Raw genomic sequence first — 22,802 nt, 5'->3', positions numbered from 1 at the left:
GGCTAGGGCTTGTCCAGAAGGTCCTCTCCGGAGCTAGCGTCTAGCGGCAGGTACACCGTGAACGCAGAGCCCTCGCCCGGCCTCGTGGTAACCTCGATTCGGCCGCCGTGCCGGCGTACAATCATGTATGCGTGGTAGAGGCCCAACCCCAGCCCCTGGCCGGCCGGTTTGGTGGTGAAGAAGGGCTGGAACAGACGTTCGCGCTGCTCCTCTGCCATCCCCACCCCGTTGTCCATGATCGACACGTAGACGGCCGCCTCGGAGCTGGTGCCGACCTCAATCCTGACCTCGCCATCGCTCCGTTCGGCAGCGAGGATGGCATCACGCGCGTTGAGCAGGATGTTCATCCAGACGACCTTGAGGTGGCCTGCGCTTCCGGTTACCACGGGTAGGTCGTCGGCCACGTCCAGGATGGGCTGGATGCCGGCTTTACGCAGCGGATGGGTGACCAGGTCCAGCGCCTCCTCGATAGTCCGCCGAAGATCCACGTCGGCGAACTCGAACTCTTGCTGACCGGAGAGATCGAGGAGGTTCTGGACTGTGCGGGCTGCCCGACGCGCCGCTCGGAGGATCATCGAGATGGTCTCGGTGGCAGGGTCTTCGGCCGGAGCATCCAGAAGCAGCACCTCGGCGTTGCCGATGATGACGGTGAGGGGATTGTTGACCTCGTGGGCGATGCTGCTGGCCAGCTGACCGATGGACGCCATGCGGCCGGATTCCACCAGGGACGCCTCCAGTCGTCGCTTCTCGGTCACGTCTCGGGCGAACACCACGGCTCTGCTCGTGACCCCTTCGCGATCGCGGATGGGATAGATATCCACCTCCCTCCAGACCGTACGTTCCCCGCGATCGGAGTAGCAGGCCAGCATCGAGACATGTTCGCCGGAGCCAAGGGCTTCCTCGACGGCGCAATGCTCGCAGGGGCTGTCGGTACGATGGTACAGAGAGCGGTAAGAGCTTCCCACCAAGGATTCGGGGTGCGAACCAAGGAAACGAGCCTCCGGCTCGTTAATGACCACTAGGCGGTCCTCCCGATCGACGATGTACATCCCGTCGGTGATGCCGTGGAACACGGCAGAAAGGGTCTCGGTGCTCTGAGACAGCTCCCGATACGCCCGGTTGAGGTCATCGAAGAGACGGGCGCTCTCGATGGCGGTGGCTGCCTGGTCGGCAAACGTCTTGATGAGCCGCAAGTCTCCAGTGGTGAAGGCGTTTGGCAAGGTGCTGTCGGTGCCCAGAACGCCTACTGCTTTGCCGGCGGCCACCATGGGGACTGCGACGACGGAGTGAGCAACCGTAGAACCAGTGGAGGGGAACCCGTGTCGCAAGGTGTCGTCCAGGTGCACTGGCTGCCCCCGCACCAGACAGCCGTCGGCACACCACTGCCAGATGCCCAGGTCAGGGGAGACCTCCTCGTCTTGTCTGGGAGGCGACTGAGCCGCCAGACTGGGCGAGCCGTCCGGCCCCACCAGATAGGCGAAGGCGTGACGGGCGAGGGGGATAGTTGCCACCAGGGTGCTCACCACAGCTTCCAGAACGGTGCGCTGGTCGAGGCTGGCGGCCACGGACCGGCTCACTCGGGCGATGGCTTCGGCCTCCCGGAGGCGTTGAGTGGCCTCTTCGTATAGCCTGGCATTGCTCAGGGCGGTGGCGGCCTGCCCGGCCACGATCTCAAGCAGTCGAACGTCTTCGGCAGTGAATGCACCTTCCCGCGTGGACCCCAGGGAGAGCACTCCTACCGCCCGCTGACTGGTGATGAGGGGGATGCCCAGGTAGGAACGTAGCCAGGAGGGATCTTCGTGACGACAGAAATCGTCGTCGTGCTCGAACCGATGCGTATCCTCTATCAGCAGCGGCCGTCTGGATTCCATGACCAACCGGGGGTACAGCACGCTCATGCGATAGCGATCGCCCGGCTCCGACTGGGGGCGCTCACCCAGGGCGATCACGGCCTCGAGCGAGTCGCCCGCGGGGGAAGCCAGGCGGACCTCGGCGGATGAGGCGAGGGTGAGGCTGCGGGCGCTGCTGAGGATGGTGGTGACGGTGTCGCGTAGGTCGAGGTTGCTGTTGAGTGCCTGACTCAACTCGTACAGTGCCGCGATCTCGTCAGCTTTGCGAGCCTGGCCGTGCAAACGGGCGTTCTCGATGGCGACAGCCCCTTGGCTGGCCAGGCTGACCAGGATGCGCTCGTCACGGCTGGTGAAGGCGTTGGAGCGGGTGCTGACCACGCTTAAGGCGCCGACTAGGGCCTGCCCAATCATCAGAGGCACTACCACCATGGAGCCTCGGGCGGCTGCGCCCGACTCCTCGCCGGACTCCATGGGCGCATAGGGTATGCGAAGCGGTTGGTGCTGCCCGCGCAGACGCTCCGGCAAGTCCACGGAAAACTGGCGAGTGGCGGCTTGAATGAGGTGCGTCGGACCGGCCGTGGCTCTCGGCACAAACGTGTCCCTGGTGTCGTTCGGCACGTGCAGGACAGCCGCCCCGGCAGAAGGCACGTACCTTAAGGCGGTGTGCACTATCATTTCCAGAACCTGATCCAGGCTCAACAACGCGACCATGGTGCGGCCGGTCTCTGAGATGGCCTGCAGCTCGTCCAGGTTGCGGTTGTGCTCCAGGGAAAGACGCATCAGTTCGAGCTCGCCCGCCACACTCGCGGTAAGCAGCGACAGGGCGGGGAGGACAGCCCGTTGTGTCACCGCTGGCTGTGAGCTCAGCAGCGTGAGGGTGCCGTAGGTGTGTCGTGGCGTGCACAGGGGCAAGGCGACCAGGTGGCGCCCGCCGGCAAGCGGACGTTCGACCACGGTGACTGCCTTCGCCGCCAGGTCGCGGGAAGAGGCCGCGGCAGTCGGAAGTGGAGCCTGGCGTGGGGAGCGGACCAGAACGGGTGGAGCAAGCAAGGAGATCTCGACTGCCTCTAGATCGAGCAGGAGGCGGAGACCATCAGCGACCGACTCGGAGTAGCGCACCAGGTTCCCGGCCGGGTCGAGGCTCTGCACCAGGCGGGCAAGACCTTCGACAAGGGCCTGGACGGACGATGTGGCGGCGTCCTGCGTCAGACAACCCTGCCGAGCCGGATCGTCTGTCTCCGGGTCGGCGCGGTCACGAGGCCGGTCAAGGGCGACGTTGATGAGGGAAGCGAGGTCCTCGCCCGCCGAGGGGGTGGCTTCATGGTCGGCCTTCGCCCAGTGCACAGCGGCCTGCTGGCTGTCGCGCACCACGATGAGGCGAGTACTTCCGTCCGCCTGTATGCGGGCGACCAACTCCTCCCAAGGCTCGCGGGAGCTCGCAGGCAAGCCCAGGACGACCAAGTCGGCCTGCTGTTGGGCCAGCGCCTGGCTGATGTGGGCCGGCGTTTCGGCTATCAGCACGTGACACCGGTGGTTGCCCGCCAGGCGGAGCGCTGGGATCAGAGCTTCTTCAGGGATACCAGCTACCAGCAGCCGCGTGGTGGAGTCCGATGCCACGCTTCAGCCCTATGCCCGGAGGCAATAGCCGTGACGAGAGACGGTGACGAGGTAGGTGGGAGACCCGGGCTCGGGCTCGATCTTGGTCCTGAGGTTACGTATGTGCATGCGCACAAGGTCCGGGCTGCCGGTGTCGGACGGATAGTCCCACACCTCCTGTAGGAGACGGTGGGTAGAGAACACTTCGCCCGGGTGGGTCATAAAGTGGTATAGAAGCTCGAACTCGATCGGAGTCAGTAGGGCGGTACGACCCAGCACCTGGACCTCGAAGGTCTTGGTGTTGAGGCAGATATCGCCCACCTTGAGGCAGCCATCGGACCTGGCCTCCTTGGGGGGCTCGCCCATGCGCCGCATTATGGCTTGCATGCGCAGCTCCAGTTCCTGCACGCTGAACGGCTTAGTGATGTAGTCGTCAGCTCCGACCTGAAAGCCCTGAATTCGGTCCTCAGTTCGTCCGCGAGCGGTCAGGAACAGGATAGGGGTACCAGCTAGCAGCGGGTCGTCGCGCATTCGCTGGCAGACCTCGAAGCCGTCCATGCCAGGCATGACGATGTCGAGGATGATGACGTCGGGCTTGATCTGGCGAGCCTGCTGAATGCCCTGCACGCCGCTGAAGGCAAGGAAGACGGTGTGGCTGCGACGCAGAGCGTTCTCGATTGTCTTGGCCACGTCTGCATCGTCGTCGATCACCAGCACTCGCAACGTTCGCCTCCGGCCTGCGCCAAGCGCTCTACAGAGGTGGATGCCACATGGATGGCCTAGTTTAGCACGCATCAAGCCATCCGCAAGTGAGGATCAAGTCACCCGGTTCGCCTGCCGATAGGTTACCGCGTGCACCGCGACGCTTGGCGACGGTACCAGGGGGCAGATTAGGGTGAAAAGAGTACCGGTGAGCGAGCTGCGTCCGGGCCTTCAGCTGGCTCGTGACGTGTCCGACGGCAAGGGCGGGCTGCTCTTGCGGCGCGGCGTCAGCCTCAACTCGTCGTACATTCGCGCTTTGGACGAACGCGGCTTCGCCTGGGTATACGTGGTCGATGAGGTCAGCGACGGCATCGTCGTCGAGGACATGGTGGCGGGATACCTCCGATCGTCCGCCGAGTCGGTCTTGCGATCGCTGGCGGGCCTGCAGAGCGGGATGGCCGGACAGCAGCGTCGGCTGCCGGAGGCGCTGATGGAACAGGAGCTGGGCGACGTGTCGCGAGTGATGGGGCACGTCTTGAGCGCCGGCGTGCTCACTGCTCTGGCCCGCATGGCGTCGGTGGACACGACACTTCTGTTCCATGGCCTCCACACGGCCACGGCGGCTCTGTGGTTGGGGTGGCGCATGAGCCTGAACGAGGGCTCCATGCGGTCGCTGGCGTTGGGGGGTATGCTGCATGACTGCGGCAAGGCGAAGCTGAGTCATCACACCTTCCTGCTTCCGACCCTGAGCCCGGAACAGCAGGCGGACTTGCAGCGCCATCCTCTGCTCGGCCTACAGATGACGCGGGAGCTGGGCGTGGACGATCAGGACGCCATTGCGGCGGTCGCCCAGCACCACGAGAGGCAGGATGGACGCGGCTATCCCCGCGGGCTGCGAGGCACCAACCGGATCGCGAGCGGCTACCAGACCGGACGCATTGCTCTCGCGGCCGAGGTGATCGCGCTGGCAGACGCCTATGCCATGCTCACGACCGAGACACTGGTGACGGCGCCGCTGGCGGCAGGGCAGGTAGCGCGGGCCCTGCATCGGCTCTCGGGCACGGTGCTCAACCGGCAGTTGGTGAGGCACTTACTTGAGGGAAGGCGGCAGGTGCCCATCGGGATAGGCGTGTATGTCGCCTCGGGACGGCACAGCGGATGTCGGGGTACGGTGGTGAGGAACTCCTGCCTGGATCCCGAGCACGTGGTGGTCCGGCTGGTGCAGGACAGCGGCGGAGGGCGGATGCGCCCGGTGGAGCTAGACACGGCCGAGGAGGAGGGTGCGTGCCTACTGGCGGAGCTGAGCTAGCAGCTGAGGTCGGAGCCGGGACAGCTGAGCTCAGACACGTGGCTGTCCTCTTCGCCGATCTGGAGGGCTTCACTCACCTGTGTGAGAGGCTGGACCCAGAGGAAGTAGTCGAGACACTGGACCGAATCTACGACCGACTGGGCGAAGAGGTGGCGCGCTACGGTGGACACATTGACAAGGTGCTGGGAGATGGCCTGATGGTCCTCTTCGGCGCGCCGACGGCTCACGAAGACGACTGCATGCGGGCGGTGATGGCGGGCCTAGCCATGCAACGGGCTGTAGGAGAGCTTCAGCCATGGATCCGCAAGCGCCTGGGCCAGGGTCTGGGGCTGCGTGTAGGGGTGGACGCGGGGCCGGTGGTGTATGGTGCTATCGGCCCGGGTAAGGCGGCCGCCACGGTCATCGGCGATGCCGCCAACGTGGCTGCCAGGCTCCAGCAGGTGGCGGCTCCTGGACAGGTGGTGATCAGCGGCCGAGTGAGGCGGCTTGCCGGCTGGCACATACAGGCCCGTCAGCTGGGCACGGTGCAACTGGAAGGCCGTCGAGCCGCACTGTCGGCGCACTTGGCCCTGGCGCCCTATGTCCCCCTGGCCGGGGATGCGACTAGCCCCGGCGAGACCCTTGTCGGTCGGGCCGCAGAGATGCACATGCTGACGGCGGAGTATGGACGGACGGCGCAGGGACAGACCACCCTGGTGCTGGTGAGTGGCGAAGCGGGAATCGGCAAGACGCGCCTGTTGCGGGAATTTGCCGCTCGTCTAGAGGTTATGGAGGCGAACCTCCAGCCACTGGCGATACAGATACGTAACCGGTGGGAGGTGGGATCGACTTACCGGCCGTGCGAGAGCCTGTTGGGGGCGCTGGGTCTGAGGGTTGGACATCCGGTCCTAGGAGCTACGGCGCTGGACCGGCACCGGATGCAACACGAGGCGCGACCAGGGGCGGGCGCGACGGGAAGCGAGCAGTTACTGGAAGCCTTGGGTGGCTTCTGCCGGCGGATGCCGGTGGTGGTGCTCGTAGACGACTGGGACTGGGCTGAGCCGGGCGATTGCCGCAGGCTGGTGGAGCTGGTCAGAGGAAGCGCCGAATGGCCGGTGATGTTCGTCCTCGCCGGCAGAAGAGTCGAGCTGGAGAAGCTCGCCGAGCTGGCAGCGGTACCTGCCCTCCAGCTGAAGCTACAGCCGCTAGGGACGAGCGACTGCTGGCGGCTTCTTCAGCAGCACCCGGCGGCCAGCGCCCTTCCGCCCGATGCCTGCGAGGCCCTAGTCCGGCGGAGCGGGGGCAACCCGGCCCACCTGATCGAGAGCGTGGAGTCCCTCATCGAGGAGGGGGCGCTGGTAGCTTCCGGAGAGGGATGGGTAGTGCGGGAGGGCCAGGCGCTGCATGCGGTGCCGGAGAGCCTGCGCAATAGCGTGCTATCGCGGCTGGACGCTCTGGAGCCGGCAGCGAAGGAGCTGCTGCGGCTTTGCTCGGTCCTGGGCGACGAGGTCACGGCACCGGTGCTGAGCCAGGTATCCGGCCTGGCGCCGGAGGAAGTGTCCCGGCGGATGGTGCCGTTGCTGGAGGCTGGGCTCCTGGCAGCGGAGGCCACGGAGCGCAAGTACCTCTTTCGCAGCGACCTGGTGCGGAAGGTGGCGTACGACACCATGCTGAGGCGGCAACGACGAGAACTGCATCGCCGGGCGGCTCTCTGCCTGGAGGAGGATCCCGAAACATCCTCTGAGGATCTGGCGCGCCACTGCGTCAAAGCCGGCCTGGCTGACAAGGCCATGCGGTACGGGATCGACGCGGGCGAGGCGTTGCTCCGCCGAGGCGAGCCGGAGAGAGCCGCGGAGCTGCTGAGCGAACTGGAGGGCCTGGTAGGGGATGGCAGCCCAGACGAACGAGTCAGGCTGTTGGAATCGCTTGCTGAGGCGTACATCACGCAGGGGGAGTGCCAAGCTGGCATCGAGCGCCTGCTGGAAGCCCTCGGCCTGGCGCGCGCTCCCTCTGTCCGAGGGCGCCTCATGGGGCAGCTGGGATGGGCGTGCGCCATTCAGGGACAGGCCGACCGGGCCATGCGCCACTACCAGCAGGCCCGCACGCTACTGGATCTCGGCGGCGACAAGTCGGGGCAGGCTATGGTGGCAGCCGGGGTACGCCTCCTGTATGATCGGCCCTGAGTACTCAGAAAGGGCCTCGATTGTGACTCAATGCACTAAGGGTACAGGCGTTGTCAAGCGCCGGTCCATGTGCTATAGTGCGCTTCGTTGTGTCCACTCGACTGGCGGACAGGATGGGCGGTGAAGCTGGACAGGCCTACTTTGCGGGCCCTTGCCGTCGCGGCTCAGCTCGTGACTTCCATTATCGCCTCGATAGCGCTAGCCATGGGTGGCGGCTATCTGCTAGACAGATGGCTGGGCACCCATCCCCTCTTTCTTCTGCTCGGTATAGCGGTAGGAATGGTTGCGGTCTTCTACACGTTGCGCGACGTGAGCCGCCAGTTCGGCCCGCGCGGCGACGATGACCGAAGGGAGAGCTGAGTAGCTCCTGTGGAGGTCGCGGGTTGGAGATAGCGCTCGCTCCGGAGCCGGTGTTCAAGGTAGGTGAACTGATCATCACCAACACCATGATCACCAGTGTGCTGGTGGTGGTGCTCCTCACAGCGGCGGCTGCCGTCTACCGCTCTGTGCTCTCAGTGACTTCGCCGGGCCGATACCAGTCACTGGTGGAGTGGGCGCTGACGTTCGTGCTCAACCTGTGCGAGCAGGCTGCCGGTAGGGCGCTGGGCCGGCGCATCTTCCCTCTCGTCGCTACCTTCTTCATCTTCATTCTGACGGCGAACTGGCTCGGGCTGTTGCCCGGCTCGCACTTCGTCAAGGTGGTGAACTTCGAGGGGCACGAGGTTCCGCTCTTTCGCGCTGCCAATAGTGATCTCAACATGACAGCAGCCATGGCGCTGGTGGCGGTGGGCACCGTGCAGGTACTGGGTGTGGTCTCTCGGGGGTTCGGGGGATACCTGAAGGAGCTCCTCACTCCGGTCTACCTGGCGCCCATCCACCTTATCGGCGAGGTCTCCCGCGTCATCTCGCTCTCCGGCCGACTCTTCGGCAACATATTCGGAGGCGAGGTGCTCATGCTGCTGATGTACACTCTGGTCCCGTACGTGGTACCCGCGGTGTTCTTAGGACTGGAGGTTCTCTTTGGCTTCATACAGGCGCTCATCTTTACCGTCCTGACTGTCGTCTACATAACACTGGCGGCGGCCCCGGAGCACAGGGAAGCGGTCTAAAGTGCGGCCTGGAGCCCGGACAACCTAGACAAACGGGGGAAGCTGAACTCATGGAGCAAGAGGGACTGATCAGGCTGGGAGCGGGGCTTGCCATAGGCCTAGGCGCAATTGGGCCGGGCGTGGGCATTGGCATCGCGGTGGGCAAAGCCATGGAGGCGATCGGGCGGAACCCTGAGGCCGAGGGGGCTGTGCGCACGACCATGATCCTGGGAGCTGGACTGGCGGAGGCCGTGGCCATATATGCTTTCGTGGTCGCTCTCATCCTGGCGTTGGTGATCTAGAGATGAAGTGCTGGCGCGGTGGATAGCGAGGGCGGTAGGGCAAGATGAGCAAACTGGGCATCGACTTGTGGGGTATCCTCTGGCAGCTCGTTGCTTTCGGGATACTCCTCTTCTTCCTTCATCGGCTCATGTATCGGCCCACCCTTCGCATTGTGGACGAAAGGGCAGCACGGGTCCGCGAGGGGATGGAGAACGCAGAGCTGGCTCGGAGGCGGGCCGAACAGGCGCAGCTCGAACTGGATCGCTCCATGGAACAGGCACGCCGCCGCAGTCAGGAGGTGATAGAGGAGGCCACCCGTGCGGGTGAGAAGGTGCGCCAGGAGATGCTGGAGCAGGCCAGGCAAGAGGCAGCACGCCTGGTAGCGCAGGCACGGGAGCAGGCGGAGCTGGAACAGAGGCAAGCTCTCGCTGCCGTGAAGGGCCAAATTGTGGACCTCTCCATTGAGGCTGCTCGCCGAGTGCTTCAGCAGGGCCTCACCGAAGATGTGCAGCGGCGCTTGCTGGAGCAGTTTCTGAGTGAGCAGCAGACGAGCGGTGCGGATGAGGGATAGCGAGCTTACCTCCTCCTACGCCCGCGCCATCTACGAAGCCGCACTCAACCACTGGGTCCGGCACCTCACCCAGTTCAGGGACAACCTGCGGACGGACGAGCCGGCGCGGGCGACCCTCAACGATGAGGGCGTCCCTTTCGAAACGCGTAAGGCCCTTGTCGATCGGATGCTTCCCCCCGACACCGCAGACGAGTTGCGTCAGCTGGTACATACCCTTGTGGGCGAGGGGCACCTCTCCCTCTTGGACGACATAGTGGTTCAGCTCCGGCGCCTGGTTCGTTATGGCCCGGAGGTGAAGGTGGCGACCGTGACCAGCGCTGTCTCACTGGACGAGGAGTTACGATCTCGGATCGAGAAACGACTGATGTCGCGGTACGGTGTCAACGTCGATATCTCCTGGCAGGTAGACCCCGGCTTGATCGGGGGCATCGTTGTGCGCGTAGGGGATGAACTCATTGACTACAGCGTGCTTACGCGGCTGGAGCTTCTCAGACGGGCGCTCAAGGAGCAGCCCTGAGGAGTTCGGCTGCCAGCTGGGCTTACCCATCCTGGAGTGAGCGTGCGCGGCCCGTCATCCTTGGCGGCCGCGCCTCGGTGTTCAAGCTGGAGAGGCTGTGGCTGAGCGCAAGCGTGATCTCAGGCGACGGATGAACACGGTCCTGAACATGGCTGAGTTCACCCGTGCCCTGTACCTGGTCTCGGCAGTAAGGATGCAGCGAGCCAGACAGGCCCTACAGGAGGCCATGCCATACCTGGAGAAGGCCCGCGACTTGAGTCGGCGAATCATGGGGCAGACCGGGTGGGAGGCGCGGCATCCCCTGCTTCAGTCGCGGCCGGTCTATAGAGTGTGCGTCCTTCTCCTCACCTCTGATACCAGGCTGTGTGGGGGATGCAACTCCGGGCCGACACGCATGGCGTTGGCTCTGGAGCAGGACCTGGAAGTTCCGGTGCGCTACTGGGTGGTGGGGCGGCAAGGGGCGCAAGCGCTGCGATCGGCCGGACGGGAGCCGGCGCAGGTGTTTGAAGGGTTACCTCACCGTCTGCGGTTGGAACACGTCACCCCGATAGCCAGGAGACTGATGTCGGCCTTCACCGGGGGTGAGGTGGACGCGGTAGTCGTGGTCCATAATCGGTTCGTGTCGGTTCTGAGCCAATGGCCAGAGGCCACCCCCTTGTTGCCTCTAAGCGGGGAGTTCGTGCGGGCGGCCGCGGAGAACGGCAGGCGAGCGGCGGGGCCCGAAGGCCGTGACCGGTACCGGATGGAGCCGGAGCCAGCGGCCCTGCTGGGAGAGCTTCTCCCTCAGCTGGTGACTGCTGAGCTGTACCACACGCTCCTGCACGCGCGGGTCAGCGAGCATGCTGCCAGGATGCGGGCCATGAAGACAGCCAACAGCGATGCGCTGGAGCTTCACGAGCGACTGCTGAGCCGGTATCGGGCGGTGCGACAGAGCGAGATCACCAGCCAGGCGCGCATCGTGAGCGCAGCTACCGAGGTCTTCCGCCAGCGCCAACTGGCGGCCCAGCCGGAGCTTAAGCTGGTGCCCCGGCGCCTGCGGCAGGCGCGGATCGTTTCCGCCCTGGCGCTGGGCCCTGAGGACCGGACCCTAGTTCGGGAATGGGTGTACCGTCGCTTCGGCCACAACGTGGACTTCGACTGGCAGGAGGATCGGTCGCTGGTCGGGGGAATCAGGATCGAGCTGGACGGAACGGTGATGGATTATACTGTGATGAGTCATCTCGATGCCTTGCGGCGCGAAGTGCTGGAGAAGCTCTAGGGTGCGCCCTCGGCCCGCCGTTCGTTGCGGAGGAGGAATGGCCAAGTGCTGAGAGCCGAGGACATCGTCGCTTCCATCCGTCGTCAGATGGAGGAGTTCCGCCCCCCGATACTAGAAGCCGACGTCGGCGTGGTGACGCAGGTTGGCGACGGGATAGCGCACGCCAGCGGCCTGTCCGGGGCCATGGCGAGCGAGATTGTGCGCTTCGCCAACGGCGTGTACGGCATGGCTCTGAGCCTGGAGCGGGACCAGGTCGGCATCATCATCCTCGGAGATCACACTGGCATCGAGGAAGGAGACGAAGTCCGCGGCACGGGGCGGGTGATTGACGTTCCTGTGGGTGAGGGGCTGCTGGGCCGGGTGGTAGATGCCCTGGGCCAACCGGTGGACGGTCGGGGGCCGATCCGGGCATCGGAGCGGTACCCGGTGGAGCGAGTGGCATACGGGGTGGTGCGCCGAGCTAATGTGGACACTCCGGTTCAGACCGGGCTGAAGGTGGTGGATTCGGTCATCCCGATCGGGCGAGGCCAGCGTGAGCTCATTATCGGGGACCGGCAGACGGGCAAGACCACCATCGCTATTGACACCATCCTGAATCAGAAGGGCAAGGACCTGTTCTGCATCTACGTGGCCATCGGCCAGAAGCAGGCCAATATCGCTCAGGTAGTAGCGACGTTGCAGGACGCGGGAGCCATGGAGCACACCATAGTAGTGGCGGCTCCGGCGGCCGACCCCGCCTCGCTGCAGTATCTCGCTCCGTATTCTGGCTGCGCCATGGGCGAGTACTTCATGGACCGGGGGATGGACGCCCTAGTGGTCTACGATGACCTGCTCAAGCATGCCTGGGCGTACCGAGAGCTATCCCTCCTGCTGCGGCGGCCACCGGGCCGGGAAGCCTTCCCGGGCGACATCTTCTACCTACACTCGCGCCTGCTGGAACGCTCGGCGCGCCTGCACCCAGACTACGGCGGCGGGAGCTTGACCGCACTGCCGATCGTGGAGACGCAGGAAGGTGACATCTCGGCCTACATCCCTACCAACATCATCTCCATCACCGATGGGCAGCTCTACCTGGAGACCGACCTGTTCTACGCCGGCATCCGCCCGGCGGTGAACCCCGGCTTATCGGTGTCGCGAGTGGGTGGCGACGCTCAATCTCCGGTGATGCGCCAGGTGGCCGGGCGCCTGCGGTTGGAGTTGGCCCAGTATCGCGAGTTGTCCGCCTTCGCCCAGTTTGGGTCGGAGCTCGATCCAGCCACCCGCGCTCAGCTGGAGAGGGGCCTGCGCCTGACGGAGCTGCTCAAGCAGCCGCAACATCGGCCCATGCCTCTGGAGGAGGAGGCTCTTGTGCTCTTCGCCGGCATCAGCGGCTGCCTGGACGACGTACCGGTGGAAAGGGTGCGCGATTTCGAGGCCAGCCTGATCGCGTACATGCGGACGGCTCGGCCGGATCTGCTGGACGCACTGGCTTCGGGCCAGAGGCTGTCGCCGGATAGACAGGAGGACCTGCGCCGGGCGATTGAGGAGTTCAAAGCGGCGGGCGTGTACTGAGCGGGCGTACAGGGCCAGGCGAATGGCCGCCTACGTCCCCGCGGTATGTGCGTCAGCCGTGGCCTTGCGACCGGTTGCGTGGGCCATGGCCCCTGCTGGCGAGTGGGGTAGCAGCGGGAAGCGCTCTTGAGGAGGAGCGATGCCCAAGGGCACAGTGGGTAGCATAGTGCAGATCAACGGGCCAGTGGTGGACGTAGCTTTCCCGGAGGATGAGCTGCCGGAGATCTACGATGCTGCCGAGGTGACCGATAACGGCCGCCGAGTCGTGCTCGAGGTTCAGCAGCACGTCGGCCGAGACGTGGTGCGATGCATAGCCATGGACACCACGGATGGTCTGCGACGGGGAATGGCCGCCGTGCAGACGGGAGGTCCGATCACCGTTCCGGTAGGCCCAGAGATTCTGGGACGGTTGTTCAACGTACTGGGCGAGCCCATAGACGAGCGGGGCCCGGTAGAGACCGCCGAACGCTATCCCATTCATCGGGAACCGCCCCCCTTCTCGGAGCAGGCCACGCGCAGCGAATTCTTCGAGACGGGGCTGAAGGTCATTGACCTGATTGCGCCTCTGACCCGTGGGGGCAAGACGGGTGTGTTCGGGGGAGCCGGGGCAGGGAAGACCATCATAATCACCGAGCTCATCCGGTCTATCGCTGTGGAGCACGGGGGCTACTCGGTGTTCACCGGGGTGGGCGAGCGGAGCCGTGAGGGCACCGAGCTCTGGCGTGAGATGGAGCAATCGGGAGTGCTGCCCCGCACCGTCATGGTGTTTGGGCAGATGAATGAATCGCCCGGGGTGCGCCTTCGGGCCGCCCTGACCGGGGTCACCATGGCCGAGTACCTCCGGGACCAGGGCGCTGAGGTGCTGTTGTTCATCGACAACATCTTTCGGTTCGTCATGTCGGGTTCCGAAGTCTCAGCTCTTCTGGGTCGTATGCCGTCGGCAGTTGGGTACCAGCCCACCCTGGGCACCGAGATGGGCGAGCTTCAGGAGCGCATCACCTCCACCCGGCGGGGTGCAATCACCTCGATGCAGGCGGTGTACGTGCCAGCGGACGACTACACTGACCCGGCCCCAGTCACCACGTTTGCTCACCTGGACTCGACGATCTCGCTGGACCGCTCCATTGCCGCGCAGGGCCTGTACCCGGCGGTTGATCCTCTGGCTTCATCGTCGCGCATCCTGGACCCGGCGATAGTGGGGAGTGAGCACTACGAGGTGGCCCGGGAGGTCCAGCGAGTCCTGCAACGCTACAAGGACCTGCAGGATATCATCGCCATCCTGGGGGTAGACGAGCTATCGGAGGAGGACAAACGGGTGGTGGCACGGGCCCGGCGGGTACAGCGCTTCCTGTCGCAGCCGATGTTTGTAGCTGAGAGGTACACCGGGCGGCCGGGCCGGTACGTTCCCATTGCGGAAACGGTGCGGGGATTCCGAGAGGTGCTCGAGGGCAAGCACGACCAGGTGCCAGAGCAGGCGTTCTTCATGCAGGGTGACATCGAGGACGTGCTGAGGGCGGCGGAAGGGGAGCGCTAGCTTGCCAGAAGGGCTCTATCTGGAGATAGTGACGGCAGAGCGGCTAGTCTACTCGGGCCCGGTGACGCTCGTCAGTGCTCCCGGGCAGGACGGGCGGCTAGGGATTCTGCCGGGGCATGCGCCCCTGCTGGCCGCCTTGCGGCCGGGCGAACTCAGGCTGCGGCCGAGAGAGGGAGAGGAGATCAGCCTAGCTATCGGCGGGGGGTTCCTGGAAGTAAGCGACAATCGGGTTGTGATTCTGGCTCGTTCGGCGGAAAGGGCCGCGGAGATAGACGTGGAGCGAGCCCGCCAGGCGCGCGAGAGGGCGCTGCAGCGGCTGCGTGACCGCCACGGCGTCGATGCCGAGAGGGCACGGGCGGCCCTCGCCCGAGCGGAGGCCCGGATCAAGGTGGCTGAGAAACGTCGGACGACGGATGGAGAGCAGGGGAGGTAGACCGCACTTGGCCAAGCGCATCGGCATAGACCTGGGCACAGTGAACGTGATGGTGCATGTATCCGGCAAGGGCATCGTCCTGCACGAACCGTCGGTGGTAGCGATCTCGGTGAAGGAGAACAAGATCGTGGCCATCGGCGAGGAGGCGAGGGAGATGCTGGGCCGCAACCCGGAGAGCATCGAGGTGGCTCGCCCTCTCCAAGATGGGGTCATCGCCGACTACGTGGTCACCGAGGCCATGCTCCGCTACTTTCTCAATCGGGTATGCGGGCGGGTGCGAGTGCGCCGGCCCGTGGTGATGCTTACAGTGCCTGTGGGAGTCACCAGCGTGGAGAGCAGAGCGGTGCGGGACGCGGCCCTACAGGCAGGGGCACGGGAGGCACACCTCATCGCAGAGCCTTTGGCGGCCGCATTGGGCGCGGGCATGCCCATAAGCACTCCCAGTGGCAACATGGTGGTGGACATCGGCGGGGGCACGGCGGAGGCAGCCGTGATCTCGCTCAACGACATCGTGGTCTCGGGATCGGTGCGCGTGGGTGGAAACCTGGTGGATCAGGCAATCCAGGCCTACATTCGGCGCAAGTACAATCTCAACATCGGTGAGCCCACGGCCGAGGAGATCAAGATCAGCATCGGCAGTGCCCTCCCTCCGGACGAGAGCATGTCTATGGAAGTGAAGGGCCGGGATCAGATGACAGGGCTGCCGCGCACCATCAAGGTGAGCTCGTCGGAGGTTACGGAAGCCATGGCGGAGCCGCTGGCGGAGATCGTGGCCATGGTGCGAAGCGTGCTGGAGAGGACGCCCCCCGAGCTGGCTTCGGACATCGTGGATCGAGGCATGGTCATGACCGGCGGGGGCGCGCTGTTGCGCAGCATGGACCAGCTGTTGACGCAGGAGACAGGCGTTCCCTGCTTCGTGGCCGACGATCCCATGGCCTGCGTCGCCGTGGGGGCGGGCCGGGCTCTGGACAACTACGCCATCATGCGGCGGGCGATGGTCTTGCAGTAGGTCTGCGCTGTCCGGATGCCGGCAGAGCCGGTCCCGCCGTCACACCTGACGGCGGGACCGTGCCGTCGTGGGGACGGCGTCAGCGCCTGCTCCCATTCAGGTAGTAGACCATGTGCTGGAGGTGTACCACTGGGTCTATCTGCTGGACCTGGACCCGGCGGGGCACGGTGAGGGAAATGGGAGCGTAGTTGAGGATAGCCTCGATGCCGGCGGCCACCAAGCGGTCCGCCACCGACTGGGCAGCCTGGGAAGGGACGGCCACTATGGCAATGCGGATGTTGCCCTCTTTGACACGCTCAGGAATCTCGTCGGACGAAAGAACGCGGAAGCCGGACATGTCTTGGCCGATCTTGCTGGGATCGCTGTCGAAGACGTGCACGATGTAGAAGCCGCGCTCGTAGAAGCCACCGTAGTGCATCAACGCTTGACCCAGCGCCCCCGCGCCCACCAGCACCATGGGCCACCGGCGGTCCAGCCCCAGAATCCTCTCCAGCTGCGATCTTAGATTGGAGATGTCGTACCCGGTGCCTTGTTTGCCGAATCTTCCGAAGTAGGAAAGGTCCTTGCGGATCTGGGCCGAGCTGAGGCCCAGACGAGCGGCGAGTTCCTGAGAGGAGGTGACCAGGTGTCCCTCCCCTTCCATGTAGCGCAGCGTGCGGAGATACAGAGGCAGGCGGGCTACTACCATGTCAGGGACTTGAGCGTCGGGCATCGGGCCTTTCCTCCCCGAGGTGTAGCGTTGCGAGCACAAGCTGCTGCCGCATGCTAGCATGCTGGCGAAGCCGAGGCAAGCGGCCGCGGAATGACGCTGTAGGGCGGTGGAATGCTCCTTTGACATGGTGCCAGAGGCGGACCGAATGCTGAACGCGAGCACATTCGACGACACGATCGTGGCCGTGGGAACCCCGCCCGGTGCCGGCGGCATCGGCATCGTGCGGTTGAGCGGCCCGGACGCATTGGCCATCCTGCGGTCCCTGTTCCGCCCCTCGAGGACTTCGCCCGACGCCGCCCCGCGGAGGCTCTGCCATGGACACATCGCTGAGCCCGAAGGGGGCGAGGTGGTAGATGAAGTGCTGGCCACATTCATGCCAGCGCCCTACACCTACACTCGCCAGAACGTGGTCGAGATCAATGCCCACGGTGGACCTGTGGTGCTGAGACGCATCGTGGGGCTCTGCCTGCGACAAGGCGCCCGCCCGGCAGGACCGGGCGAATTCACTCTGAGGGCGTTCGTCAACGGGCGCATAGACCTGACCCAGGCCGAAGCGGTGCGCGACGTGGTGTCGGCCCGGACGTTGCTAGCGGCGCGGCAGGCCATCGCCCAGCTCGACGGCGCCCTCGGTGCCCGGGTAGGCCGGTCACGCGACCGTCTGCTCCGCTGCCTGGCAGCGGTCGAGGCATCGATTGACTTCGAAGAGGTGGAGGGGCTGCCAGCGCTGGAGCCGGAGCTCCAGGCCGCCATCAGAGAACTGGAGGAGCTGGCCAAGACGGCGAAGACGGGAATCGTGCGGCGGGAAGGGCTCAGAGTCGCTATCGTTGGTCGTCCGAATGTGGGCAAGTCCTCTCTGCTGAATGCGCTGCTCCGCGCGGACCGCGCCATTGTCACCGATGTGCCGGGCACCACGAGGGACACCGTGGAGGAGGCGGCCGACGTGGGTGGATTGACCGTCGTGTTCGTTGATACGGCCGGCCTAGATGCGAGCGCGACCCAGGACCCAGCCGAACGCCTAGGCCGGGAGCGATCCAGGCGGGCCCTGGCATCGGCTCAAATGGTGCTTCTGGTATTGGACGCCAGCGTCCCGCTGGAGCCGGCCGACCAGGAGATCGCAGCACTGGCCAGCGAGGCACCGGCAGCGGTGGTGGTATGGAACAAGGTGGACCTGGGTGATCTGGGGCAGCCGACGCCTCTGAGCGGCCGTCCTGAGGTGCACGTATCGGCACTGACGGGGCTGGGGCTGGAGACGCTGGAGCAGGTAATTCTGGAGCAGGCCCTGGAGCCTGGATCGGCCCAAGAGGGGCCGGCGCTGAGCTCGGAGCGCCAGCGCCAGGCGGCGATTCGCGCCCTGGAGGCCGCGCGTGCCGCCCTGGCCGGGGTGGAATCAGGCTTTGGGCTGGATGCTGTGGCGGAGGACCTGAGGGCGGCTTGTCGTGCCCTGGGCGAGATCACCGGAGAGACGGTGGAGGAAGATGTGCTGGCGCGCATCTTCGCCACGTTCTGTGTGGGCAAGTGAGAGCCTGAAACCTGGCCGGGCTGGGGTCAGGAAGGCGGCGCAGGTCCGTCAGTCCGTGGTGGCAGCAGTGTGGGGCTAGAACACGTCGAACCAGATCAACAAGCCCATGAGGACGAACAGCCCGGCCGATACCCGCCGCAGCACTTCAGCGGGCACCAATCGGGTGAGGGCTTCGCCGCAGGCCACACCGAGCAGCGTGACCAGGCCCAGAGCCAGGAAAGCGCCCACGAAGACGGGCACGGGAGCCTTGTGCCTAGCGGTCATGTTGATGACGGCCAGCTGGGTCTTGTCTCCCAACTCGGCGACAAGCAGCAGGCCGAACGTGCCCAGGAGCACCTTCCAGTCCATACTGAACTCCGATCCAGTGGGGTGTGCGAGCGCCTCGCCGGAATCGAGACGGCGTGATCCTGATTGCGTAAGCAGACGGCAATTCTAGCCCGGAGCGACAACTGAGGGCAAACGCGGCTCGCCCCGCCCCGGGGAAAGGATTGATGCCGGGATGACGGTCCCCCAAAGGGAAGCGGCCGCTGGGCCTGAGACAGGGCGCCGGGACGAAGCCCGGAGCGAAGCGGCGGCTCGCCAGCGCGACCTCGGTTGGGCACCGGTAGTGGCCTTCATGCTCCTGCACTTCGTGGGAACCGGGGCCTACACCCCCTACCTGCAGCTCTACTTCCAGGAGCGAGGCCTATCGCCCTTGGCCATCGGGACCCTTACCGGCGTCGGGCCGGCGCTAGCGGTGATCATGCCCGTCTTCTGGGGGCTTATCGGGGACCGCTCGCGACGGGCGCGGGGCTTGCTGGCCGCGACTTCGCTCCTGGCGGCAGCATCGTTCATGGGACTCTCGATCGGGCGCAGCTTTGCCGCGTTGCTGGCTCTGTCCGCCCTCTTCAGTGCTTTCTCCCTGGCTAGCGGACCCCTGAGCACCGCTATTGTGTTGGAAGAGGGCGAGCGTCTGGGCTCGGGGTACGGGCCTTTGCGCATGTGGGGCTCGGTGGGGTTCGCGGTCGGCATCCTGAGCGCTGGGCGTCTGGTGTCGGAGCTGGGAACCGGGGCCATCTTCGCCGCCTACGGTGTTCCCACGGTGCTCAGCCTGGTGCCTCTGGTGTGGCTGCGCGAGGCCGGCCTGCGCACTGGCACTCTGACGCTTCGCGCTGCCTGGCAGGTCCTCTCCGATCGTAGGCTGGCGGCCCTTCTCCTGGTAGCTCTGATCTGGCGCATCACCTCGGCGGGCTACTACACCTTCTACACCATTTACATAACGGACATGGGGGCCGGTGCCTCTCTGGTCAGCATCGCCTGGGCGCTGGGGCTGGTGGGGGAGGTAACCGTGCTGCGCCTGTCCGGGCGGCTGGTGGGGCGGATGGGCATCTCGGGGCTGCTAGCCTTGGGGCTGCTCGGCTCGGCGTTGAGGTGGCTCGCCTACGCTGTGGCGCCCGGACCTGGCTGGACGCTGCCCTTCCAGCTGCTGCACGGACTGACATTCGGGGCCACCACCACTGCCGCTGTGTTGGCGGTGGACAACCTCTTCCCCACCGAGTTGCGATCCACGGGCCAGGGAGTGCTGAGCATGGCGATGTGGGGAGTGGGAGGCCTGCTGGGCTCGCTGGCGGTGGGGGCGCTGTTCCAAAGCGTGGGGCCCCGGTGGATGTACGGTGCCAGCGCTGTCGGGGCAGCGCTGACCGGCGCCGCGGTGCTGGTTGCTCTAAGGTTCGCGCCCTCGAAGTCGGGGAGGTAGGCCCGGGTCGGTGCCTTCCCTCAGGGCGCCGCTACACTCTGATGAACCGCCAGCGGCCCGTGCGGTAGCGCAGCACCGTGGCCGTGGCCCGGGCAGCCCCGTCGAGGGTGTTGGCAATGTAGATGCCGGGGAGCCCCCAGCCCAGCACCGGACCGAAGAGGTACGAGAAGGGCAGCCGAAACAGCCAGACGCCCAGGAAGCTGGAAAGCATGGGGAAGCGCGTGTCTCCCGCGCCCCTTAGGCTTCCCGCGGTGACCTGCGCGACGGCCTGGAAGGGCTGGGAGAGGGCCAGGACGATCAACGCGCTCGACCCGATGGCGATGATCTCAGCATCGCTGCTGAACAGGCCCATCACCTGGCGCCCGAATAGTGCCATGAGCCCACCGGCTCCGCTCATCCAGAGGGCGGCCATAGTGGTGGCGTGCCGGGCGGCCCGCTCGCTCAGATCGGGGCGTCCTGCCCCCAGGCACTGGCTCACCATGGCGGTGGCACCGAGGGCAAAGCCCATGCCGGGCTGGAAGGCGAGGGAGATGGCCTGGAAGGTGATGCGCTGAGTGGCGTACACCACCGTGCCCAGGCTCATGGCCACCACGCCGTAGAGCAGGTTGCCTCCGCTGATGAAGAACTGCTCCCCCATGGAGGGCAGGCCGAGGCGGAGCAGGCGCCAGACCATGCCCGGGTTGACGCCCCAGCCGGCCCGCCCCCGAATGGATACGCCCCGATCGCCCCGGACCAGGATGGCGAGCAAGACCGCAGTGCCCACCGCCCGGGCTGCCGTGGCGCCCCAGGCCGCCCCGGCCACTCCCAGAGCGGGGAGCCCCAGGCGGCCGAAGATGAGCACGTAGGAGACGGCCACGTTGATGAAGTTGATCATGCCCGTGACTTTCATGGGCGCACGCGTGTCCCCCGATCCCCGGAGGGCGGCGCTGCACACGAGCATGGTCACCAGGAACACACTGGCACCGGTGACGACGCGAAGGTAGCGGGCGCCCAAAGTCACGACCTCGGCTTCCGCGCCCATGGCCCGGATCAGGCTGTCGGAGAGGAACAACCCGATGGCGGCGAAGAGCAACGAGACCAAGACTCCCAGCGACAGCGATTGCTTGGTGATGTCGGAGGCCTCCTCCGGGCGGCCGGCTCCGATGACTCGGGCAACGAGCACCGTGGTGCCAGTGGTGAGGGCCGCGATGCTGGCCTGGAGGACCAGGAGCAGCTGAGTGGAGGTACCGATGCCGGCTACTGCTTCCGCCCCCAGCCTCCCTGCCATCATCATGTTGGCCGTCCCCAGCGCCGTCTGGAACAGGTTCTCTATGGTGATAGGCCAGGCCAGGGTGTTGACGGCACGAGCCACACCGGATGCCGACTCGGGCACCACCGTTGTGATCTGCCGGCGGGGAGCAGCCGCCGCAGGACGTGCCGGCGCTTGTACCGACGTACGGTCGACCAAAGCTAGGCCTCCGGAATCCCGAGGAGTTCAGTGGCGTCGCTGTCCGGGCGGGCAGACGCAGGCCCAGTTAGCGCCGTCAGACCTCGATGCTTCTCCAGCGCCCCGAGCGGTAGCGGAGGAACTGGGCAATTCCGCGGGCGACGCCGTCCAAGACGTTGGAGATGTAGAGCCCTGACAGCCCCCAGCCCAGCACTGGGCCGAAGAGGTAGCCCAGTGGCAGACGGACGAGCCACACTCCCATAGCGGTGCTGATCATGGGGAAGCGGGTATCGCCCGCTCCCCTGAGGCTCCCCGCCAAGACCTGGGAGACCGCCATGAAGGGCTGAGACAGGGCAATGACCTTGAGTGCGGCGGCGCCCATGTGAATCATCTCGAGGTCGTCGGTGAAGAGGCGCATGATGGGATGGCCAAAGAGGGCCATGACGATGCCCATAGTGCTCATCCAGATGACGGCCATCTTCACGGCGTACCAGGACGAGAGCTCGCTCAGGTCATGTCGTTTGGCGCCCAGACACTGACCCACCATGGCGGTGGAGGCCATGGCGAAGCCCATGCCGGGCATGAAGGAGATGGAGAGAGCCTGGAAGGTGATGCGCTGGGCAGCATACACAGTGGTGCCCAACGAGATGGCGATGACGCCGTATATGAGCATGCCGCCGCTCATCGCCAGCTGCTCGATCATAGAGGGCGTGCCTAGCCGAGTGATGCGCCAGCACGTCCTGGGATGGGGCAGCCAGCCGTCAAGGCCGCGAATGTTGAGGGCACCTTTGCCCCGGACCAGAATCCCCACCAGGATGGCAGTCCCTATGGTACGAGAGACAGCCGCGCCCCAGGCGGCTCCGTCGACGCCCAGAGTGGGCAGCCCCAGCTTGCCGAAGATGAGGACGTACGAGATGGCGATGTTGACCAGGTTGATGAGGCCGGTAACCACCATGGGGGTCCGAGTGTCCCCCGCCCCACGTAGCGCGCCGCTGATGACGAACATGCCCAGCAGCACCACCCCGGAGACCATGGTGATCCGCAGATAGCCCCCACCGAGCCGCACTACCTCCGGCTCGGCACCCAACAGGGCAATGAGCTGGTACGAGTAGTAATACCCGACCACGCCCAGGGCAACTGCCAGTATCAGCCCCAGCACCATGGACTGCTTGGTGATCAGGTTGGCTTCCTCGTCCTGATGGGCCCCGATGGCTCGGGCGATGAGGACGGTAGTGCCGGTGGTAACGGCCCCGAAGGCGGCCTGGAGAACGAAGACGATCTGGGTAGCTGAACCCACACCGGCGATGGCGGCTGCGCCCAGGCTTCCCACCATCATCATGTTGGCGGTGCCGAGTGCAGTCTGAAAGAGGTTCTCGAGGATGACAGGCCAGGCCAGCGAGTTAACCGCGCGCCCGACCCGGTCGGCCGACTCGGGGACGGCCACCCGGCGAGCGGGCCTGACCGGTGTGGCCACAGCAGTTTCTGTCTGTGCGGGCATCTAGGCCGTACCACCCTGTCGGCGCCGACGCCACGGCCGAATGCGCGTGG

20 protein-coding genes are annotated in these 22,802 nt (G+C 65.7%); 14 read left to right on the top strand and 6 right to left on the bottom strand.

The window, feature by feature from the left end:
- Positions 1–2 precede the first annotated feature (2 nt).
- The gene (locus HPY83_01760; protein ID NPV06672.1) at positions 3–3,467 is read right to left on the bottom strand and encodes a GAF domain-containing protein; all 3,465 of its coding nucleotides are present in this window, start codon (positions 3,465–3,467) and stop codon (positions 3–5) included.
- 9 nt (positions 3,468–3,476) lie between these two features.
- Entirely contained in the window at positions 3,477–4,169 is a 693-nt protein-coding gene (locus tag HPY83_01755; GenBank protein ID NPV06671.1) for a response regulator transcription factor, read from the bottom strand.
- A 187-nt stretch (positions 4,170–4,356) separates the two neighbouring features.
- Here HPY83_01755 and HPY83_01750 point away from each other — a divergent pair, with 187 nt between their 5' ends.
- From HPY83_01750 to HPY83_01695, 12 genes are all read left to right on the top strand, one after another.
- Complete coding sequence (locus HPY83_01750; GenBank protein ID NPV06670.1) at positions 4,357–5,457, top strand: HD domain-containing protein; 1,101 nt, start codon at positions 4,357–4,359, stop codon at positions 5,455–5,457.
- Positions 5,433–7,619 (top strand): AAA family ATPase, encoded by a 2,187-nt coding sequence (locus HPY83_01745; GenBank protein NPV06669.1) that lies wholly within the window; start codon positions 5,433–5,435, stop codon positions 7,617–7,619. The genes HPY83_01750 and HPY83_01745 overlap by 25 nt, the downstream gene beginning before the upstream one ends.
- Before the next feature lie 120 nt (positions 7,620–7,739).
- Positions 7,740–7,979 (top strand): AtpZ/AtpI family protein, encoded by a 240-nt coding sequence (locus tag HPY83_01740; GenBank protein ID NPV06668.1) that lies wholly within the window; start codon positions 7,740–7,742, stop codon positions 7,977–7,979.
- A gap of 23 nt (positions 7,980–8,002) precedes the next feature.
- A complete protein-coding gene (gene atpB / locus HPY83_01735; protein ID NPV06667.1) occupies positions 8,003–8,728 on the top strand; it encodes a F0F1 ATP synthase subunit A in 726 nt (241 codons plus the stop codon).
- A 50-nt stretch (positions 8,729–8,778) separates the two neighbouring features.
- A complete protein-coding gene (atpE, locus tag HPY83_01730; protein NPV06666.1) occupies positions 8,779–9,009 on the top strand; it encodes an ATP synthase F0 subunit C in 231 nt (76 codons plus the stop codon).
- Positions 9,010–9,053: 44 nt separating this feature from the next.
- Entirely contained in the window at positions 9,054–9,560 is a 507-nt protein-coding gene (gene atpF / locus HPY83_01725) for a F0F1 ATP synthase subunit B (GenBank protein NPV06665.1), read from the top strand.
- Positions 9,526–10,077 carry an ATP synthase F1 subunit delta gene (gene atpH / locus HPY83_01720; GenBank protein NPV06664.1) on the top strand — a complete coding sequence of 184 codons (552 nt, stop codon included), beginning with the start codon at positions 9,526–9,528 and terminating at the stop codon, positions 10,075–10,077. Before atpF ends, atpH begins: the two co-directional genes overlap by 35 nt.
- Positions 10,078–10,174: 97 nt before the next feature.
- Positions 10,175–11,335 (top strand): hypothetical protein, encoded by a 1,161-nt coding sequence (locus HPY83_01715; GenBank protein NPV06663.1) that lies wholly within the window; start codon positions 10,175–10,177, stop codon positions 11,333–11,335.
- 87 nt (positions 11,336–11,422) lie between these two features.
- A complete protein-coding gene (locus tag HPY83_01710) occupies positions 11,423–12,886 on the top strand; it encodes a F0F1 ATP synthase subunit alpha (GenBank protein ID NPV06662.1) in 1,464 nt (487 codons plus the stop codon).
- 139 nt (positions 12,887–13,025) lie between these two features.
- Positions 13,026–14,420, top strand: coding sequence for a F0F1 ATP synthase subunit beta (gene atpD, locus HPY83_01705; protein NPV06661.1), 1,395 nt, complete (start codon positions 13,026–13,028; stop codon positions 14,418–14,420).
- Between the two features lies 1 nt (position 14,421).
- The gene (locus tag HPY83_01700; protein NPV06660.1) at positions 14,422–14,853 is read left to right on the top strand and encodes a F0F1 ATP synthase subunit epsilon; all 432 of its coding nucleotides are present in this window, start codon (positions 14,422–14,424) and stop codon (positions 14,851–14,853) included.
- A complete protein-coding gene (locus tag HPY83_01695; GenBank protein ID NPV06659.1) occupies positions 14,834–15,862 on the top strand; it encodes a rod shape-determining protein in 1,029 nt (342 codons plus the stop codon). The genes HPY83_01700 and HPY83_01695 overlap by 20 nt, the downstream gene beginning before the upstream one ends.
- A gap of 79 nt (positions 15,863–15,941) precedes the next feature.
- On the opposite strand, the gene HPY83_01690 is transcribed toward HPY83_01695, so the two are convergent.
- Entirely contained in the window at positions 15,942–16,574 is a 633-nt protein-coding gene (locus HPY83_01690; protein NPV06658.1) for a redox-sensing transcriptional repressor Rex, read from the bottom strand.
- Positions 16,575–16,719: 145 nt separating this feature from the next.
- Between HPY83_01690 and mnmE the strand changes: the two genes are divergently transcribed.
- The gene (gene mnmE / locus HPY83_01685) at positions 16,720–18,093 is read left to right on the top strand and encodes a tRNA uridine-5-carboxymethylaminomethyl(34) synthesis GTPase MnmE (protein ID NPV06657.1); all 1,374 of its coding nucleotides are present in this window, start codon (positions 16,720–16,722) and stop codon (positions 18,091–18,093) included.
- A gap of 75 nt (positions 18,094–18,168) precedes the next feature.
- Here mnmE and HPY83_01680 read toward each other — a convergent pair whose 3' ends face one another.
- Entirely contained in the window at positions 18,169–18,441 is a 273-nt protein-coding gene (locus HPY83_01680) for a TMEM165/GDT1 family protein (GenBank protein NPV06656.1), read from the bottom strand.
- 151 nt (positions 18,442–18,592) lie between these two features.
- Here HPY83_01680 and HPY83_01675 point away from each other — a divergent pair, with 151 nt between their 5' ends.
- Positions 18,593–19,828: an MFS transporter gene (locus HPY83_01675; GenBank protein NPV06655.1), complete on the top strand. Its 1,236-nt coding sequence runs from the start codon at positions 18,593–18,595 to the stop codon at positions 19,826–19,828.
- A gap of 31 nt (positions 19,829–19,859) precedes the next feature.
- Here HPY83_01675 and HPY83_01670 read toward each other — a convergent pair whose 3' ends face one another.
- Positions 19,860–21,275 (bottom strand): MATE family efflux transporter, encoded by a 1,416-nt coding sequence (locus tag HPY83_01670; GenBank protein NPV06654.1) that lies wholly within the window; start codon positions 21,273–21,275, stop codon positions 19,860–19,862.
- A gap of 76 nt (positions 21,276–21,351) precedes the next feature.
- Complete coding sequence (locus HPY83_01665; GenBank protein ID NPV06653.1) at positions 21,352–22,752, bottom strand: MATE family efflux transporter; 1,401 nt, start codon at positions 22,750–22,752, stop codon at positions 21,352–21,354.
- Positions 22,753–22,802: the final 50 nt, after the last annotated feature.

This window comes from Anaerolineae bacterium (genome assembly GCA_013178015.1).
In the GTDB taxonomy this organism is placed as follows: Bacteria; Chloroflexota; Anaerolineae; order DRVO01; family DRVO01; genus Ch71.
Note: the sequence above shows the minus strand (reverse complement) of the source record. Positions and strands in the feature narration are given on the sequence as shown.

What these genes read in the sequence shown, in the direction of transcription:
- atpE (NPV06666.1), top strand. Translation starts at nt 8,779, where the DNA reads ATGGAGCAAGAGGGACTGATCAGGCTGGGAGCGGGGCTTGCCATAGGC.
- atpF (NPV06665.1), top strand. Translation starts at nt 9,054, where the DNA reads ATGAGCAAACTGGGCATCGACTTGTGGGGTATCCTCTGGCAGCTCGTT.
- HPY83_01710 (NPV06662.1), top strand. Translation starts at nt 11,423, where the DNA reads ATGGAGGAGTTCCGCCCCCCGATACTAGAAGCCGACGTCGGCGTGGTG.
- atpD (NPV06661.1), top strand. Translation starts at nt 13,026, where the DNA reads ATGCCCAAGGGCACAGTGGGTAGCATAGTGCAGATCAACGGGCCAGTG.
- HPY83_01695 (NPV06659.1), top strand. Translation starts at nt 14,834, where the DNA reads ATGGAGAGCAGGGGAGGTAGACCGCACTTGGCCAAGCGCATCGGCATA.
- HPY83_01690 (NPV06658.1), bottom strand. Translation starts at nt 16,574, where the DNA reads ATGCCCGACGCTCAAGTCCCTGACATGGTAGTAGCCCGCCTGCCTCTG.
- mnmE (NPV06657.1), top strand. Translation starts at nt 16,720, where the DNA reads ATGCTGAACGCGAGCACATTCGACGACACGATCGTGGCCGTGGGAACC.
- HPY83_01680 (NPV06656.1), bottom strand. Translation starts at nt 18,441, where the DNA reads ATGGACTGGAAGGTGCTCCTGGGCACGTTCGGCCTGCTGCTTGTCGCC.
- HPY83_01675 (NPV06655.1), top strand. Translation starts at nt 18,593, where the DNA reads ATGACGGTCCCCCAAAGGGAAGCGGCCGCTGGGCCTGAGACAGGGCGC.
- HPY83_01665 (NPV06653.1), bottom strand. Translation starts at nt 22,752, where the DNA reads ATGCCCGCACAGACAGAAACTGCTGTGGCCACACCGGTCAGGCCCGCT.